Annotated in this window: 16 protein-coding genes; 4 read left to right on the forward strand and 12 right to left on the reverse strand. The window is 46.6% G+C overall.

What is annotated here, in order from left to right; genetic code table 11:
* Positions 1 to 35 precede the first annotated feature (35 nt).
* The 3 genes from KNO66_RS04575 to KNO66_RS04585 are packed head-to-tail and all read left to right on the forward strand — an operon-like array spanning position 36 to position 2,908.
* On the forward strand, positions 36 to 1,766 hold the full coding sequence (locus KNO66_RS04575; RefSeq protein WP_214740854.1) for an ABC transporter ATP-binding protein: 1,731 nt from the start codon (positions 36 to 38) through the stop codon (positions 1,764 to 1,766).
* On the forward strand, positions 1,763 to 2,635 hold the full coding sequence (locus tag KNO66_RS04580) for an NAD(P)-dependent oxidoreductase (protein WP_214740856.1): 873 nt from the start codon (positions 1,763 to 1,765) through the stop codon (positions 2,633 to 2,635). Before KNO66_RS04575 ends, KNO66_RS04580 begins: the two co-directional genes overlap by 4 nt.
* A 45-nt stretch (positions 2,636 to 2,680) precedes the next feature.
* The gene (locus KNO66_RS04585; RefSeq protein WP_214740858.1) at positions 2,681 to 2,908 is read left to right on the forward strand and encodes a DUF2188 domain-containing protein; all 228 of its coding nucleotides are present in this window, start codon (positions 2,681 to 2,683) and stop codon (positions 2,906 to 2,908) included.
* 19 nt (positions 2,909 to 2,927) lie between these two features.
* Here KNO66_RS04585 and KNO66_RS04590 read toward each other — a convergent pair whose 3' ends face one another.
* From KNO66_RS04590 to KNO66_RS04645, 12 genes are all read right to left on the reverse strand, one after another.
* Entirely contained in the window at positions 2,928 to 3,572 is a 645-nt protein-coding gene (locus tag KNO66_RS04590; RefSeq protein ID WP_214740860.1) for a DUF975 family protein, read from the reverse strand.
* A gap of 72 nt (positions 3,573 to 3,644) precedes the next feature.
* Positions 3,645 to 4,298, reverse strand: coding sequence for a copper homeostasis protein CutC (locus KNO66_RS04595; RefSeq protein WP_214740862.1), 654 nt, complete (start codon positions 4,296 to 4,298; stop codon positions 3,645 to 3,647).
* Positions 4,299 to 4,311: 13 nt separating this feature from the next.
* Positions 4,312 to 5,082 carry a DeoR/GlpR family DNA-binding transcription regulator gene (locus KNO66_RS04600; protein ID WP_214740864.1) on the reverse strand — a complete coding sequence of 257 codons (771 nt, stop codon included), beginning with the start codon at positions 5,080 to 5,082 and terminating at the stop codon, positions 4,312 to 4,314.
* Positions 5,083 to 5,256: 174 nt separating this feature from the next.
* On the reverse strand, positions 5,257 to 5,874 hold the full coding sequence (plsY, locus tag KNO66_RS04605; protein WP_483299161.1) for a glycerol-3-phosphate 1-O-acyltransferase PlsY: 618 nt from the start codon (positions 5,872 to 5,874) through the stop codon (positions 5,257 to 5,259).
* Positions 5,875 to 5,885: 11 nt separating this feature from the next.
* The gene (locus KNO66_RS04610; protein ID WP_214740866.1) at positions 5,886 to 6,755 is read right to left on the reverse strand and encodes a M15 family metallopeptidase; all 870 of its coding nucleotides are present in this window, start codon (positions 6,753 to 6,755) and stop codon (positions 5,886 to 5,888) included.
* Between the two features lie 79 nt (positions 6,756 to 6,834).
* A complete protein-coding gene (locus KNO66_RS04615) occupies positions 6,835 to 7,251 on the reverse strand; it encodes an acyl-CoA thioesterase (RefSeq protein ID WP_012726439.1) in 417 nt (138 codons plus the stop codon).
* A gap of 31 nt (positions 7,252 to 7,282) precedes the next feature.
* Positions 7,283 to 9,541, reverse strand: a complete 2,259-nt coding sequence (locus KNO66_RS04620) for an AAA family ATPase (RefSeq protein ID WP_214740868.1) — start codon at positions 9,539 to 9,541, stop codon at positions 7,283 to 7,285.
* Between the two features lie 56 nt (positions 9,542 to 9,597).
* On the reverse strand, positions 9,598 to 10,275 hold the full coding sequence (locus KNO66_RS04625) for a hypothetical protein (protein ID WP_214740870.1): 678 nt from the start codon (positions 10,273 to 10,275) through the stop codon (positions 9,598 to 9,600).
* A 102-nt stretch (positions 10,276 to 10,377) separates the two neighbouring features.
* On the reverse strand, positions 10,378 to 11,943 hold the full coding sequence (locus KNO66_RS04630) for a BCCT family transporter (RefSeq protein WP_214740872.1): 1,566 nt from the start codon (positions 11,941 to 11,943) through the stop codon (positions 10,378 to 10,380).
* Positions 11,944 to 12,069: 126 nt separating this feature from the next.
* A complete protein-coding gene (locus KNO66_RS04635; protein ID WP_251128055.1) occupies positions 12,070 to 12,633 on the reverse strand; it encodes a DUF3939 domain-containing protein in 564 nt (187 codons plus the stop codon).
* Between the two features lie 46 nt (positions 12,634 to 12,679).
* Positions 12,680 to 15,394: an aconitate hydratase AcnA gene (acnA, locus tag KNO66_RS04640; RefSeq protein WP_214740874.1), complete on the reverse strand. Its 2,715-nt coding sequence runs from the start codon at positions 15,392 to 15,394 to the stop codon at positions 12,680 to 12,682.
* Positions 15,395 to 15,588: 194 nt separating this feature from the next.
* On the reverse strand, positions 15,589 to 17,187 hold the full coding sequence (locus tag KNO66_RS04645; protein ID WP_074033192.1) for a peptide chain release factor 3: 1,599 nt from the start codon (positions 17,185 to 17,187) through the stop codon (positions 15,589 to 15,591).
* 178 nt (positions 17,188 to 17,365) lie between these two features.
* Here KNO66_RS04645 and KNO66_RS04650 point away from each other — a divergent pair, with 178 nt between their 5' ends.
* Positions 17,366 to 17,797 (forward strand): DUF2621 domain-containing protein, encoded by a 432-nt coding sequence (locus KNO66_RS04650; RefSeq protein ID WP_214740875.1) that lies wholly within the window; start codon positions 17,366 to 17,368, stop codon positions 17,795 to 17,797.
* Positions 17,798 to 17,868 lie beyond the last annotated feature (71 nt).

Genomic DNA, 17,868 nt, shown 5'->3' on the forward strand with positions numbered 1-17,868 from the left:
AACAGCGAAAGTAAGAAGAGAGGAGGATTGTCAAAATGAAATCATCAACATGGCAAACTTTTTTTCAACTGTTCAAAATCGCAAATCCTCCGAAAGGATTATTTGTCGGCGCTATTCTCATCTCGCTCCTTCAAGCCGTCGCCTCACTGGCCATTCCGCTCATCTTGCAACGGGTGGTCGATCGATGGAGCAGTGATCTGTTGACACCCGAATGGATTGCATATTTCGTCGTTGCATTTCTGATTCAGGTTGTCACGAGTGCCGTGTCGATTTATTGGTTACATATTGTCGGCCAACGGGTCGTCGCCAATTTACGCACGACCTTATGGGATCATCTCGTCAAATTGCCAATTCCATTCTATGACGGCATCAAGTCGGGTGAACTAGTGTCTCGATTGAACAATGATACGACGACACTTCAACAACTCTTGTCCGAACAGAGTGTCAGGTTGTTGACCTCAATCGTCTCCGTCATCGGTGCCGTCGCCATCTTGTTCACACTCGATTGGCAGATGACACTCGTCATTTTGTTTTCTGTCCCGACCACTCTCATCATTGTCATACCGCTCGGACGAAAGCTACGGATTATCGCAAAAGAGACACAACAAGAACTCGGGAATCTTTCGGGCTTCTTTGCCGAACTGCTCGGTGAGATTCGCCTCGTCAAATCACAAGCGACGGAACAAACGGAAGTGAAAACCGGCAAAACAAAAATCGAGACACTGTTCGATTACGGGGTGAAGGAAGGACGAATTCAAGCGATCCTCATCCCCCTTCTCAATGTCACCTTGACCGGGATGTTGATTGCGATTCTCGGATTCGGCGCATATCGCGTCTCGACCGGGGCTTTATCAACGGGAGAACTACTTGCTTTCATGCTCTATCTCTTCCAAATCATTACGCCGCTCATCACGATGAGTGAATTCCTGACGAGACTTCAAAAGGCGCGTGGTGCAACGGAACGAATTGCCGAGCTGCTCGAAGTCAGCCGAGAACCTTACAGCACCCATGAAGAAGTGATTCATCAAACGACACTTTCGTTCGATGACGTTTCTTTCCACTATGGCACTGAACCCGTCATCCGAGGTTTGACACTTCAAGTGTCACCAGGGGCGACCACCGCCATCGTCGGGCGCAGTGGTGCCGGCAAAACGACACTTTTTTCGCTTGTCGAACAATTCTACATACCGACGGCAGGGACGATTCGATATGGAGATCGGGACATTCAGTCATACGGACGTGACACTTGGCGGCAAATCATCGGGTATGTCGCTCAAGATTCACCTGTTTTATCTGGATCTGTACGGACGAACATCCTATATGGACTTCAACATAGAGCGAGCGATGATGAAATCAGAGAGGCCTGTGAGATGGCCAACGCATGGTCGTTCATTGAAACGATGCCACATCAGCTCGATACGGAAATCGGGGAGCGAGGCATCCGTTTATCCGGTGGACAACGGCAACGTCTCGCCATTGCACGAGCTTTGTTACGCAATCCTCAAATTTTATTACTCGACGAAGCAACATCAAGTCTAGATTCCGAATCAGAACGTGTGGTCCAAGAAGCGTTAGACCGCCTGATGGTCGGGCGAACAACGCTTGTGATTGCCCACCGACTTTCGACTGTCAGACATGCTGACCAGATTGTCGTCTTAGAAGACGGACGAATCAGCGGGATCGGGAAACACGAGCAACTTTTAACGGAGAATGAACTATATCAACGACTCGTTTCACAACAATTATTAGGGGGACAAGCGACATGAAAACAATCGGATTTATCGGGCTCGGGGTCATGGGCCAATCGATGGTACGTAATTTGATGAAACACGGATTTGAAGTACAAGCATACACACGGACGAAAGAGAAGGCAGCTGCATTGTTAGAGGAAGGTGTGACATGGTGTGATTCGGTACGGGACGTTTGCCGAGATGCCGATGCCGTCATCACGATCGTCGGCTATCCGTCCGATGTCGAATCCATCTATTTTGGCGAAGGGAACATTCTTGATTCGGCAGAACCAGGTACATTATTGATTGACATGACGACGTCCTCACCGAAACTGGCTGAACGAATTGCCGAGACTGCCATTGAGCGAAGTCTCCTCCCACTTGACGCACCGGTCACGGGAGGCGATGTCGGAGCAAAAAATGGAACGCTTTCGATTTTAGTCGGTGGGGGTGAATTCGCCTTCAATAAAGCGAGACCGTTATTTGAGGCGATGGGACAATCGATTGAACGAATGGGATACGCTGGAAGCGGACAATACGCAAAACTCTCCAATCAAATCGCCATTGCTGGAATCATGATGGGGAATGCTGAGATGCTAGCGTTCAGTAAACGGGCTGGGATTGACCCAGAGGCACTCGTTCGTACGATTCGTGGCGGGGCAGCTGGTAGTTGGACGCTTGAAAATCTGGTTCCACGCATGATTGTCGAGGATTATGCACCTGGTTTCTTCATCAAACACTTCATCAAAGACATGACACTCGCCATCGAGAGTGCTCGTGAGCTACAAGTGACATTACCAGGTCTCGAGCTCGCACATCGCCTGTATTCAATTCTTGAAAAGAACGGGTATGGAGAGAATGGCACGCAAGCACTGATCGAGTATTATCTCCATCAAGACGTTTGAAACAGGACGTTTGTGGAATTAGTAGGAATGAAGGAGGCGATTTTCGTGCCATGGAATATGAAAGACTATCCGGAATCACTGAAAAACTTCGATCCACTTGTAAAAAAGAAAGCGATTGATATTGCGAACGCATTACTCGCGCAAGGTTACTCCGAGACGAAAGCGATTCCCATTGCCACCGAGCAAGCGAAAAAGTGGCATGCGGATGCGTCGGAGGAGGAAAAACAAGATTTTGAAGACGCCCCAAATCCGAAAAAGTCAGATCAGCACTAAACGTCAACAACCGGTCGGATTATCCGACCGGTTGTTTTGCTTGATAAGAGGCTTTCATCTCTAAATAGAGACCTGAGATTGCCGTTTGAAGATATGGCGTGACAAAGATGTATGCCAGGCCACCAGTGAGGAGCACAATCGCGTACCAACCGATAAAACTTGCAAATAGTTTTAACATCGTTTGCTTGTGCCCTTTCATCATCTGTCGACTCTTACGCATTGCCTGAAACGCTGAAAGGTCAGGCTCATCCCGCATGATGAACGGAACAATCCGATACGTCAAATAAAACCAGACACCAGGTACGATCAGCAGGAGCATCAGTACGTTTAGCCCTAGATAAAATACCGCATAATAGACTACGGCACGTGAATAGTCTTTCAGGGACCCGAACGATTCAATCAACAATCCGAACGTCGGCTTTTCATCTTTCGCTACCTGAAGAAACACCCAATTTTTCCCGAGCTCGATGGGAGCGAGCAATACCGTTGCCCCGTACAAGAGTGCCACTGAAGTAAGAAGAACTTCAGGGTCGTCCGTCGAGAGATCAAGACGTGTCGTAATCATCGCTTGAATGACCATGACCGTTAAGACAACGAGTAATGAGATGCCCCACTTCCCTGATAGCATTCGTAGCGCATATTGTTTGTAAACGGAAGATTGCATGAATTCACCTACATTTGTTGTTTTCTCTCATTATAGCAAAAAAACAGTCTTTCGACTGTTTTTCGCCTTGGTTCACCCTCGAAGTTGTTTGAATTTCACTTCATCGAGCTCTCCGTCCGTTCGTACCCCATTTCCGATATGAACCATTTCAACATCCAATCGTTCTTGTAGGACAGGTAATGTTTCCACATGGATTCCTGCGCCAGGCAAGAGGGTCATCTCGGCTACTTCATGTAGTCTGGCTAATGAGTCGATTCCGTCCAACGCGGTGTCAGCACCACCTGACGTCAACAAGATATCCACTTCTGGATATTCGTTCAACACTTCAATCGCTTCCAACACATCACGTGATGCATCAAACGCTCGGTGGAATGTGAGTGTCATTTCCCCTTTATGTTTAATGACTTCTCCTAAAATGCGTTCATCGATTGCTCCGTCCTGTGTCAGCGCACCGAATACGATGCCGTTCACACCTAACTCACGGCACAGACCGATATCCGCAAGCATCGTTTCAACGTCATCCTCGTTATAATAGAACGAGCGTGTATGTGGGCGAATCATCACATGTACGGGAATCGAAACGTGTTCAACCACATTCCGAATCGTTCCGAAGCTTGGCGTAATTCCTCCGTTATCCATGTCGGCAATCAGCTCAAGCCGATCTGCACCGAGTTGTTCTGCCCGTATGGCTTCTGATAGTGTTGTGACAATCACTTCAATCTTCATCTAATCGCTCCCTTTACGGCGCGAACTTCCAGTCCACACCATGTTCGGCTAGAACGCCTTTAAAGTCTTGAGGTTCCGGAAAATCAGAGATAATCGCCGTCACCTTCGAAAAGTCACAGACACGATACCGCTTCTGTTGATTTAATTGCGTATGGTCTGTCAATAAGAACGTCTCGCGACTTTGTGACATCACCGATTGTGTGATACTCGCTAAACCGAACGCATCACAAGTTAATCCAAGCGACGAATCGACCCCTTCAACGGACAAAATCGCAAGATCGAACATATAGGTTTTAAGTTGTCCAAGGACTTGTTCACCCGTCGTCACGAGATGCTTCGGGTCGATTGTACCACCTAGTAATTGAATTTCGCCACCAAGGACACCTTTCGCCCGTTGTTCAAACAAAGCTTTCGCAACAGTTAACGACGGAGTGACCACTGTGACATTCCTACCACGAAGCCGTGCTGCCACTTGTTCAGCAGCGACACCGTGTCCAATGTAAAGAAGCGTATCATCTGGAATTAATTGAAAAGCCGTATAAGCAATACGACGAATGCCGTCCATGTTCGCAATCACGATTGGTTGAAAGGACATGCTTTGATGAAGGACCGCTCCCCCGTACACTCGTTTAATGCGATGTTCTTTCTCTAATTCTTCTAAATAACGTCGAATCGATTCCCCTGACACGTTCAATCGTTCGATCAGTTCGCTCGTTTTCACTTTTCCTTCCCGTTCGATCCATTCGACAATTTTTTGTTTACGTTCTTCACCGATTAAAGACACGTCCCTGCCTCCTCCACAAAAATCTTTCCTTTTCTAGTGTAACGAACGCATGTAAATTTAACGTAAATTGAAAGTAAAGAACGAGCAAATCCAACATGTTTTTGTTTCTTTTTTGTGTAAATCAACGACAATGCACAAAAAAAGGCACGTCATCTTTGACGTACCTCTCCATTCTCATTTCGTCTTGTTTTGAAAAAGTGGAACTTTCGGTTCTTCTCCCGCTCGAATTCGTTGCCAATTCGTACGATGTTTAATGATGATGAATAATGCCAAAGGTACGATGACAATGAGTGGTAACCAGTCTTTCGTCAGCAAACTGTATGTCGTCGCCGTGATGAGCCCCACAACTGCAGCAGCCATCGAGGAGAGGGATACCATGCGCGAAATCAATAGCGTTATGATAAATGTTCCAACAACAACGACAAAGAACCAAGGGAACGCGGCCAACAGAACGCCACCGCTCGTTGCGACCGATTTCCCGCCTTTGAATTTCGCAAAGATCGGATAAGAATGACCAATCACGGCCGGAATACCGGCGAGAAGCAAGCTCATCTCACTTCCAAATAGCAGCGGCAATAAGGCGGCGATAAGACCCTTTCCCATGTCGCCGAGGAGGACCAAGATGCCAGCCTTCTTTCCAAGGACACGGAACGTATTCGTCGTCCCGAGGTTGCCGCTCCCATGTTCACGCACATCCACTCGATATCCGAGCTTTCCGATGATGAGTGCAAATGGAATGGACCCGAGTAAATAGCTTAAAATCACAATCAAAATTTCTGTCATATATGGCATCGCAATACCCCTTACGTCATAAATTCTGCAATATACCGATCATATGGCTGATTCAATTCATGCACTCGTTTCGCATGCTCAGTACCGATATACCGTAAATGCCACGGCTCATACATATATTCGGTCTCATTCTCAAACGCTTTCTGATAACGAATGATAAAACCATACTCATGTGCATGATCCGCTAGCCATTTGCCCTCAACCATCTCACCCAGATTTTGAGTGAGTTGATAATTCACAGAGGCACTCGATACGTCAATGGCAAGACCTGTTTGATGTTCCGAATGGCCAGGCGGTGCGGAATATTTCATAGCTTGCTCTTTTCCGTCCCGTTCGACATATGCATTAAATAGGTTGACTTGATAATCGTAAGAACGAAACGCACTCGTTCCTTTTAAATCGATTCCATCCGCTTTCGCACCTTTCATTAATGCTTCAATTGCGCGTGCCGCCTCTTTTCGTAACATTCGACGTTCGCCGACTGTTGAATCGACAAAATCAATTTTCGCTTCCACCAAATCGCTTGGTTGGTAATCAGAAGGCAATGCAATTTGCTTGTTTACTAGAATCAATTCATCTAAATCCAAATTAGCCATTCCATTTACCTCAATCGGTTGAACAGCTTTCGCAGGCTCTTCTTCTGCAGGTTCTGTTGGTTGTTCAACTATTGGCGCATCCTCTGTAGGTTCTTCTTCAGTAGGTGACTCCCCGTCCCCTACATCTTCCTGATCAACATTCGGTTCATTTGGTTCAGTCTCTGGTTCATCTATTGTTGGTGACTGTGTCGTTGGTTCTTTCGGTTCAACTTGCTCGTTTGTGGTACAACCGGCTAACATGAACGTCAAGGCGCCGCAAACCATCAAAAGTGATGGATAACGCATGCGATCTTCCCCTTTCTAGATAACAAAAAAGTACCGTCAAGATATGATACCATACTGACGGTACGAAGACAGAAGATTCTTAGACAGGATTCATGACGTTCAAGTACATCTCATGCCATTTCGGGAATTCCCGATCGAGACGAATCGGTTTGAAATCACCACGTTTGACGACTACGTGCGTCGTCGTCGCTGTGCCGACCAGTTCTCCGTGTTGATTCGTCAATTCGTAACCATAAATCGTTCTGATTTTGGAGTATTGATCGACCCAAACACGAACATGAACCGTATCACCATACGTTACGCTTCGTTTGTAATCCATAGACACGTTTGTGACGGGTGATACGAATCCTGCCTCTTCCATGTCTTTATATTCGACACCGAGTTGTCGCAACAGTTCGGTACGCGCAATTTCTAAATAAACTAAATAGTTGGCATGATAGACGATTCCCATCATGTCCGTTTCTTGGTACCTTACTGGAATTTGAACCGTATGCATTGAATCATCCTTCTTTCCTACTCCTAGTATATTATAACTTACTCTTAATATCTACTACTAATAATTGTTGAAGAGCTAGTTCATCCTCTTCTTCATTCACGAGTCGATATGACTGTCGGGCAATCGATTCATCGATGACGGAGAGGGCAGTCCGTGCATTCGCATGTTGGATATCGCTTAATCGACTCGCCAATGCATCAGTCGCCTCTTCATTCATCTCATACCCAAATTGATTCGCATAGTTTTTTGCGATTTCAACTAACTGTTCCTGAGAATAATCATTGAAATGAATAGTTCGTTTCATTCGACTGCTCAGCCCTGGATTCGATTCAATCAATCTGCGCATCGGCCCTTCATATCCTGCAAGGACGACCACCAAGTTCTCACCGTGCTTTGGCATCTCATCCACGAGCGTATCAATCGCTTCCCGACCGTAGTCGTTTGCCCCACCGTTCAGACTATACGCCTCATCAATCAGTAAGACACCACCGAGCGCATCACGAATCGCTGCTTTCGTTTTTTGAGCTGTCTGCCCTACATAACCACTGACCAAATCCGCACGACTGACGACATTCACATGTCCTCGCTTTAAATAACCTGTTCGTTTCAACATCTGAGCATACAAATAGGCAAATGTTGTCTTCCCAGTCCCACTGTTTCCAGTGAGTGTCATATGAAGTTGGACTGGTGCCGTTTTTAAGCCGAGCGCCTTCCGTCTCTTCTGAATCTCAACGAGTGCTTCGATTTCTGCTAGTTGTGCTTTCGCCTCTTCCATGCCTACAAGATCGTCTAAGGAAGTTTCGCCCGAGTCGTCCGAAGCCTGCTCGAAATCCTCTTCTGTTAATAATGCCATCTCGTCTAGTGGGGCGTCTGCTCCGAAACGAGATCCTTTTTTGAACATCGCATCGAGTAAAATATTATGAACCGTACGGGCGTTACCAAACGATGAGTCGACCCGTTCCCGGTCAATTCGAGTAAGGAGTGCGCGCTTCGCTCCCTCGGTCAACACATAATTATTCTCCTGTGCCACTTTTTCACCAATAGCGACCAATTCCTCATCACGATAGTTCGGTAACTCGTAGTGATTCGATTCAGGAAAGCGTGAACGTAATCCAGGGTTTGCCAATAGAAAATGACGCATTTCTTCTGGATAACCCGCTAGAATGACGACAAACTTGCCCGCATATTCCCCACTCGTCATCGCTGCGACAAGTGTATCAATTGCCGCTTGCCCATAATCACTTCCGCTTGCATCTTGTCGCTTCAACGCATATGCCTCGTCAATGAACAAGACGCCACCTTCCGCTTCTTTCACTTTGTTCATCACTTGCTCTTCTGTTTGTCCAACATACGCGCCAACTAAGCTAGACCGATCCGCCTCGACGAGGTCTGGACGGCTGAGAAGTCCGAGTTCAAAGTAGATTTCTGCCATGAGCCGTGCCAAGGTTGTCTTACCGGTTCCTGGGTTACCAGTGAAGACGAGGTGTAAAGAAGGCTGATGCTTAGAAGAAAATCCAGCTTTTTCTCTTTCTTTTTGGAATAGTAGAAAACGATACCACGCCTTCACACGTTCTTTAATATCATCGAGACCGATCATTTCCTCAAGCGACTCAATCGCGCTCGAACGAGTTTCGATATTACGTTCCGGTAACAGTTCACAGATCGTATCTAGTCGTTCTTTAACGAGTCCGACCCGTTCCCCGAATCGACGGAACGCTTCCCGACTAAAATAATTCCCTTGCATCGATGCCAATAAGGAAGCAGTATCATCCTCAAGGGAAGCGACTTCCTGCATTGCCTCGATAATCGCCTCAAACAGATTCTCAAGCTGCCCTCGCCATTCTGAATCACGCAAATCTGACTTTGCAGCTTCCACTTCATCGTGAAGTTGATCGAGCTGATCGAGTAACGCAGATGTCTTCGATTCGTATTCAGTCAAAATTTGCACCTTCATCGAAGCATAGTCTGCTTCCCGAAGTGTCGGCCAATCGATTTGAAGCGCCTGCTTCGCTCGACGTAACTGTTCATTCAACTGAAAGAACCTCAACTCTGGAGGTAACGCATTCATCGACTCTAATTCTTTCACCCAGCGGTTGAGCAACGGATCCATTGTCCCTTTGTGTTCGAGACGGTGTGTCGCAAGTAACGTCAGTGAACGAATCAACTCTTCCTGGTGATGCGTGGCACGAGACCAATGTGCATAGGATAGTAACGCTGCCTCATCAATCTTTTCTCCAGCTTCCCAGTTCGTCAAATCCGTTTGGACTTGTTCCACTTGAATTTGTTTCATACTGTTCTCCCTTTCAGACGACAAGGGAGCCGACATCATGTCTGCTCCCCATCGGATTATCTTGATTCAAAAGATGTCATCCGAATCGAATGGAATAACTTCCCGTTATTCCGCGATTCTGCCGCGAGCAAGATTCGTTCATGCGCATCGACATAGTATGTGACTGTCTCTTTATTCTCTTCTTCACTAAAAATCGATGGATAGTTTTTAATCCATTCTTCCGGGACCGTCTCGGCAGATTCAGATTTCACGTAGGCTTGTGCCGTTCTACCGACGATGTCTGTTTCCCCTTCACTCGAACCGAGTGTTCCATCATCTAACCATTTACGAATCTGTTCGTTCGTGGCACGTGATAAGAATGGATGAGGGGCTACGGCTCCTGATTGAGTTTCCTGACGAAGAATCTCTTCTCCATCCGGGTCAAATTCTAAATACGTTTTTCCGTCCCATTCTGCTTTGGCGCCAACGTTTGGACCCGTTACGACTTCTGAGACGAAATGCCCGTCTTCGTCATACGTGACGACATATTCTCGTTCCTCAAGTTCTTCCCCTTCTTTCGGAAGTTTACGCTCCTTGTATCCGATGACGACATTTGAATAGAAAGGTTCGACCTGTTCTTCTTCTCCAGCATTGAAATTCATGAGTACATAGAAATTGTAAGCGAGTAATGCCCCGACAATGAGGATGCCGGCCAATATCACCCAGCTTAACCGTTTTTTTATCTGTTGTTTCATAGCCTATCCTCCTCGTTTCTTCACTTACTATCCTACACTAGCGAAGAGGACAATCAAAATATTTTCAACTAAAAAAGGGCCTCTAATGAGACCCTTCCCAATTTAACCTAGTTTATCGTCGTCTTTCTTTTGCATTTCAATCCATTTATCTCGTTCGTCTGGTTCGTCGGCCAAGTCCTTGAACAAGGCAACAATCATAAAGATGAGAACGAATATGAATGGGAACGCCGCAAGAATGGCAACAGCTTGTAACGCATCCAACCCACCCGCGTAAAGAAGTACGGCAGCGATGGAAGACTGGATGACACCCCAAGTCAATTTAATTCCCATCGGCGGAACGAGCTTCCCGTTCGAAGTAAGCATACCGAGTACATATGTCGCGGAGTCGGCAGATGTGATAAAGAAAGTAGAAATCAAGAAGATGGCGACGATACTGAGCACAGTACCGAATCCGCCAAACGTTTCAAAGAGGGCAAAGAGGCCAACTTCAGTCCCAATCTCATTTACTTTACCAATCAAATCGTAGCCACCGAACAAGTCAGCCCAAATGGCCGATCCACCAAAGACAGAGAACCATAACAGACCAAATGACGTTGGTACAAGCATGATTCCAATGATAAACTCACGAATCGTACGTCCTTTTGAGACACGGGCGATAAATGTTCCGACGAATGGTGACCATGAAATCCACCAAGCCCAGTAGAAGATCGTCCAACCGTTGATCCATTCACGTTCAACTGGCTCGAATGCAGCGGTACGGAAACTCATACCAGGGAGTTGTTGCAAGTATGTCCCTACTGTCTGTGTGAATAAGTCGAAAATGAATGCTGTCGGTCCGGCGAACATTGTCGCGACAAGTAACACGATGGCAAGGAAAATATTCGTATTACTCAGGATTCGAATCCCTTTTTCAAGACCGGTTGAAGCACTAATCATATAGAGGACTGTGACGACGGCGATGATGATCAATTGTGTGATGAAGGCGTTCGGTACCCCAGGGATGAGATAATGAAGGCCACCGGCAATCTGTTGAGCACCAAATCCGAGTGATGTCGCCACCCCGAATGCTGTCGCGATAACCGCAAGAATATCTACCGTCTGTTTAACAGGCTGCTCATAACGATTGTGTACCAATGAACCGATTGTTTCCCCAATCGTTGCAGGGCGTCCTTTTCTAAATGTCGAGTAGGCAATGGCCAGTGCGATCATGGCATAGATGGCCCACGGATGGAAACCCCAGTGGAAAAACGCATAGCGCATTGCTGTTCGTGCGTCCCCTTCTGGTGTCAGTGAAGAGAATGGTGGTGAATGGAAGTGAAGCAACGGCTCTGCTGCTCCCCAGAAGATTAGACCAATCCCCATCCCAGCACTGAATAACATAGCGAACCACGTCAAATAGCTAAATTCAGGTCGGTCCGTATCTTTTCCGAGACGAATCGAACCGTAACGTGAAAAGATTAAGAAGATGGCAACTAGTAAGAAACCAGTCGCGCTCAAGAGATAGAACCAACCCATCCCGTTTGAAAGCCACCCTTGTAATGTGCTCGTCACATTGATGAGGCTAGCATTTCCTAATACGCTCTCAGGGAAGAGTCCCCAGATTGTGAATAAGCCAGTTATGATTGCAGATACGACGAACACGGTCGTCACACGGCTTTTTCGTTCCATGAAAAATCACTCCTATTTAATTTTCTATTTTCATATACGTTTTCCACCCTAACATACTTTTTAAACAAGTCTCAACCCTAACTGTCTACAAATGTGTCGTTTACTGTAAAACAGATAGGTGTCTTGTCATGAATTTGATTCTTTCGGTTCAAGGGATACAATCAACGTCTCATCCACCACATAATACGGCCTCGTTGGTAACGTCTTTAAATAACCACCCTCACGTAATCGAGTCAAATCGAGCTGTAGTGCATCTTGAAATTTTCGCAACGGTAATTTTTTTTCTTCATCCATGTACAAATCGAGGGCACGTTGAACTTGATCCATCTCATAAATGACATCTCGCTCTTCTTCCGGTACGATATGAAACGTCTCTTTTGACATATAGAAACGTTGTTTCGGGACACCGGATAAATGATGTTTTAATCGTTTGGTGTCGATTTCTTGCGTGTCATCTAACAAGACGGTACGATTGACCCCTTTCGGTAACGTCTGTTCATATTCATGGATGGCTTGTCGCAATTCGGAAAGCGTCACATCGATCTCGCGATCGGATTCCACTTCTTTTTGTTGCGTCAAACGTCTCCACCAACTACTTTTCCCTTTCTCCTCTCGCTCCATAAGCACACCCCTCCATGTCTTCCTGTTCCCGATTCCTTTAAAACTTTCACCATAAATTTGCATATTCATGAAAAAAACCTTCCTTTTTTCAAAGGAAGGTATGATTGTCTGAGACTTATTTCAATTTGTTACGGAGAACCATTTGCAAGATTCCACCATGACGATAGTAGTCGATCTCAACTTCTGAGTCGAAACGTGCGATGACTTTAAATTCAGTCACCGTTCCGTTCTCATGTGTCGCTTTCGCATTTAAGATATCACGTGGACGAACCGACTCGTCTACTTGGATATCGATTGCTTCCTCTCCAGTCAATCCGAGTGATTCTGCTGATTCACCTTCTAAGAACTGAAGCGGGAGGACACCCATCATGACAAGGTTTGAACGGTGAATCCGCTCAAAGCTTTGTGCGATGACGGCACGAATACCAAGGAGGTTTGTCCCTTTCGCTGCCCAGTCACGAGATGATCCCATTCCGTAATCGTTTCCAGCGAGGACGACAAGTCCTGTTCCCTGTTCTTTATACTTCATCGCCGCATCGTACATCGGCATGATTTCACCAGTTGGCCAGTACGTTGTGAAGCCACCTTCTGTACCTGGAGCAACTTGGTTACGAATACGAATGTTCGCAAACGTACCACGCATCATGACTTCATGGTTACCACGGCGTGAACCGTATGAGTTGAAGTCAATTGGTTCTACCCCTTTTGAAAGGAGATATTGACCAGCAGGTGTCGTTTTCGAGAACGATCCCGCAGGCGAAATGTGGTCAGTTGTGACCGAATCCGCGAACTTACCGATGACACGTAAGCCATTCAATGCATGAACCTCACCCGCTTCTGGCTCAAGTTGTTCGAAGAACGGTGGGTTTTGGATATATGTCGACTCATCTGAGAAATCGTACAAGTTTCCTTCTGGAACATCGAGTGCGTTCCAACGCTCGTTACCAGTGAAGACCGTTTCGTACTCTTTACGGAACGCTTCAGGTGAGACGACGTCTTGTACAACCATCTTGATTTCATCGTTTGATGGCCAGATGTCTTTGAAGTACACTTCATTTCCATCTTTATCCGTACCGAACGAATCATTCATGATGTCGAAGTTGACTGACCCTGCGAGTGCGTAAGCGACGACGAGTGGTGGTGACGCCAAGAAGTTCGCTTTCACGAGCGGGTGAACGCGTCCTTCAAAGTTACGGTTCCCAGAAAGGACAGAAGATACGAGCAAGTCGTTCTCCGTAATCGTTTCTTCGACTTCACGGTCAAGCGGACCTGAGTTTCCGATACATGTCGTACAGCCGTAACCGACCGTATTGAAGCCGAGCTCATCCAAGTAAGAAGTCAAGCCGGCCTTATCAAGATAGTCCGTTACAACTTTTGAACCTGGTGCGAGAGATGTCTTCACGTATTTTGGAACCGTCAAACCACGTTCTACCGCTTTCTTCGCAACGAGTCCAGCACCGACCATGACGTATGGGTTTGATGTGTTCGTACAACTTGTGATGGCAGCAATCGCGACATCTCCTGTGCTCATGTCGACCGCACCGTCTTCATAGTTGACAGTCGCCTTCTTCTCAAGTTCCGAACGGTCAAGTCCAAATCCGCTGTTTCCTGCCGGAGCGCTCAAGCTGTCGATAAACGACGTTTGAACGTCTGAGAGATTGATTCGGTCTTGTGGACGTTTCGGACCTGCAAGTGAAGGTTCAACTTTTGACAAGTCGAGCGTCAATACTTTCGTGAATGTTGGATCCGCTTGGTCTGGCGTGTAGAAGAGATCATTCGCTTTTGAATATTCCTCAACGAGTGAGATCAACTCTTCAGAGCGGCCAGTTGTACGCATGTAGTTCAATGTCTCTGTATCGACTGGGAAGAATCCACATGTTGCACCATATTCAGGAGCCATGTTTGCAATCGTCGCACGGTCTGAAAGTGGCATTGTATGAAGCGACGGTCCGAAGAATTCGACGAACTTCCCGACAACTTTTTCATGACGGAGCATCTCTGTTACGACGAGTGCCACATCTGTCGCTGTTACACCAGGGTTGACTTCACCGATGATTTTGACACCGACTACTTCTGGCACTGGGAAGTACGATGGTTGACCGAGCATACTTGCTTCCGCTTCGATTCCTCCAACGCCCCAACCGAGAACACCGAGTCCGTTGATCATTGTTGTATGTGAGTCCGTTCCGACGAGTGAATCCGGATAAGCAACTGTACCTTCAGCATCATTTTTCTCGAGGACGACTGATGCCAAGTACTCTAAGTTTACTTGGTGAACAATCCCCGTTGCCGGTGGTACGGCACGATAGTTGTCAAATGCCGTCTGAGCCCAACGCAAGAACTTGTATCGTTCTTCGTTACGTTCAAACTCGATGTCCATGTTTTTCATCAATGCGCCAGCGAAACCGTAGGCATCTACTTGAACAGAGTGGTCAACGACGAGGTCGACAGGGATTTCTGGGTTGATTTTGTTCGGGTCTCCACCAAGGTCCGCCATCGCTTTACGAAGTGAAGCGAGGTCTACGACCGTTGGGACACCCGTGAAGTCTTGAAGAACAACACGTGCCGGTTTGAACGGAACGTCAATGTCTTTCGAGACGTCGGCAGTACCCCATTTTGCCAAGTTCTCGACATGCTCTTTTGTAATCGCGCGACCGTCTTGTTGACGGAGTACCGATTCGAGAAGTACGCGAATCGAATAAGGTAAACGACTGATGTTCGTTAACCCTTCTTCTTCTAACTTTTTCAAACGATAAAAATCATACGATTGCCCGTTCGCCTCGAACGTCGTCCGAGATGCGAAGGCGTCTAAAACATTCGTCTGTTCCATTGCAATTTCCCCCTTTTTGAAAGCGCCGACCACACGACAATGCGTAATCGCTTACTTTTCACATATTTATCATAATACAAGTATAGCGTGACGTAAAATACATTCCGTCACAAATTAGTCATAAGTAAAACTTATCATTATCTGAAACCTTCTCCGATCAATAAAAAACACCTCAAAAATGAGGTGTTCCTTACTTATTCTTCCGTTCCAATCTCTTCGTTGACATCTAAAGCCTCTACGAGCGTCAAATCGTCAGCGTGACGTTCTGCGAACCGCTCGTACGTGAACTCGTTCGCGAACAAGAATACCGGGCGCTCCCAGCGGTCCGTAACGAGCATGTTACGTGAATCTTGGAATGGTTTCAACGCTTTCAATTCCTTGTCTTTTACCCAACGTGCAACGCTGTATGATACAGGTTCCATCCGGATGTCTACGCCATACTCATTGTTCAAACGATATTCAAACACTTCGAACTGGAGTTGGCCGACCGCACCGAGATAAATCTCATTGTATTCGTTGCGATAGACTTGGATTGCTCCTTCTTGGGCAAGTTGCTCCACACCTTTGTGGAAGTGTTTCGACTTGAGCGAGTTGACAGGTGATACACGCATGAATAACTCAGGTGGGAATGTCGGCAATGCTTCAAAGGCAATCTTTTGCTTCGATGTCGTGATCGTATCCCCGATTTGATACGTCCCAGAGTCATAGATCCCAATAACATCACCGGCGAACGCTTGGTCGACCGTTTCACGATCATTGGCCATGAGTTGAGTCGACTGGCTCAATTTAATTTTCTTCCCGGTTCGGGTGAGCGTCACATCCATCCCACGCTCGAACACACCTGAACAGATTCGGACGAATGCGATTCGGTCACGGTGCGCTGGGTTCATGTTCGCTTGAATCTTAAAGACGAACCCACTGAAATCTTCCGATGTCGGATTGATTGGGCCGACGTTCGATTTACGTGCCTCTGGAGCCGGAGACATCTCCAAATAATGATTCAAGAACGCAGTCACACCAAAGTCAACGAGCGCCGTTCCGAAGAATACCGGCGTCAATTTACCGCTTTGAATCGCTTCCACATCAATCTCATTCCCTGCTCCGTCGAGGAGGTCGATCTCATCACGAAGATTCGTCAAGTTCTCTTCAGAAAGATGATCAGCGAGCACCGGATCATTTACCCCGTCCTCACTTAGTTGAAGTGTCGACTTGTCTCCGCGGAACAAATGAACTTCATTTTTCATTCGGTCATAGACGCCCTCGAACTGCATCCCGCTCCCGATTGGCCATGTGATGGCAACAGAAGGCATGCCGAGTACTTCCTCAAGCTCTTCCATTAGTTCAAGCGGGTCTTTCGCCTGACGGTCCAACTTGTTCATGAACGTAAAGATTGGGATTCCGCGCATCCGACAAACTTGGAATAGCTTTTTCGTCTGTGTCTCGATCCCTTTCGCGGCATCGATGACCATGACCGCGCTATCGACCGATGTCAACACGCGATACGTGTCTTCTCCAAAATCGTTGTGTCCTGGTGTATCCATAATGGATACGACTTTGTCTTGATAGATGAATTGCATGACAGACGATGTAACCGAGATTCCACGTTGTTTCTCAATTTCCATCCAGTCTGATTTAGCGTGCTTTGAATTTTTGCGTGCCTTGACCGTACCGGCTTCACGAATCGCACCACCGTGCAAAAGTAATTTCTCTGTTAATGTCGTCTTACCCGCATCCGGGTGAGAGATGATGCCGAATATTCGACGTCTCTCGACTTCTTGTTTCAATTGGCTCATATAAGATAGACCTTTCCTTTCTCGACTCAGTTCATGCTTATTCTCGTAGCAACGCTATCTATTCTATCGAAATCGATTGAGTTCGTCTATCCTAACGAGACGTGCGCCTTTTGCAAATGGATTCTTTTTTGTATACTAACGTTGATAGCAAGTGAAAGAATAGAACGGGGGAAAGACGATGCCAGAAAACTGGATGATGTATTTCATTGTATTCTGGGGATTCGTCATGATTGGTCTCATGACGATTGGCGGGTACTTCATGTTTCGCAAGTTTTTAAAACGCATGCCGAAAGAAGATGGACGTTCCCTACTTGACATTGAAGATGATTATATAGAGAGAACCCGGCACCTATGGACGCCAGAAACACGGACGCTTTTAGATCGGCTCGTCTCGCCGGTTCCCGAATTGTTCCGTGACGTCGCCATCCGAAAAATAGCAGGAAAGATTGGTCAGTTTGCACTCGAATCGCGTGCGAAAAAAATGACAACCGAACTTGTCGTCAAAGGGTACATTGCCGCAACACCAAAGCGAGACCACAAATTTTTAAAAAAGGCGTTATCTGAAGAACAGATTGATTGGACACCTTATGAACATTATTTTCAGCAGTAGACTCTATCTCATTCAGATAGAGTTTTTTATTTGTCGAATTGTGCGATTTGCCTAATAGGTAAAAAGTACCT

Source organism: Exiguobacterium sp. s48 (assembly GCF_018617395.1).
Classification (GTDB): Bacteria; Bacillota; Bacilli; order Exiguobacteriales; family Exiguobacteriaceae; genus Exiguobacterium.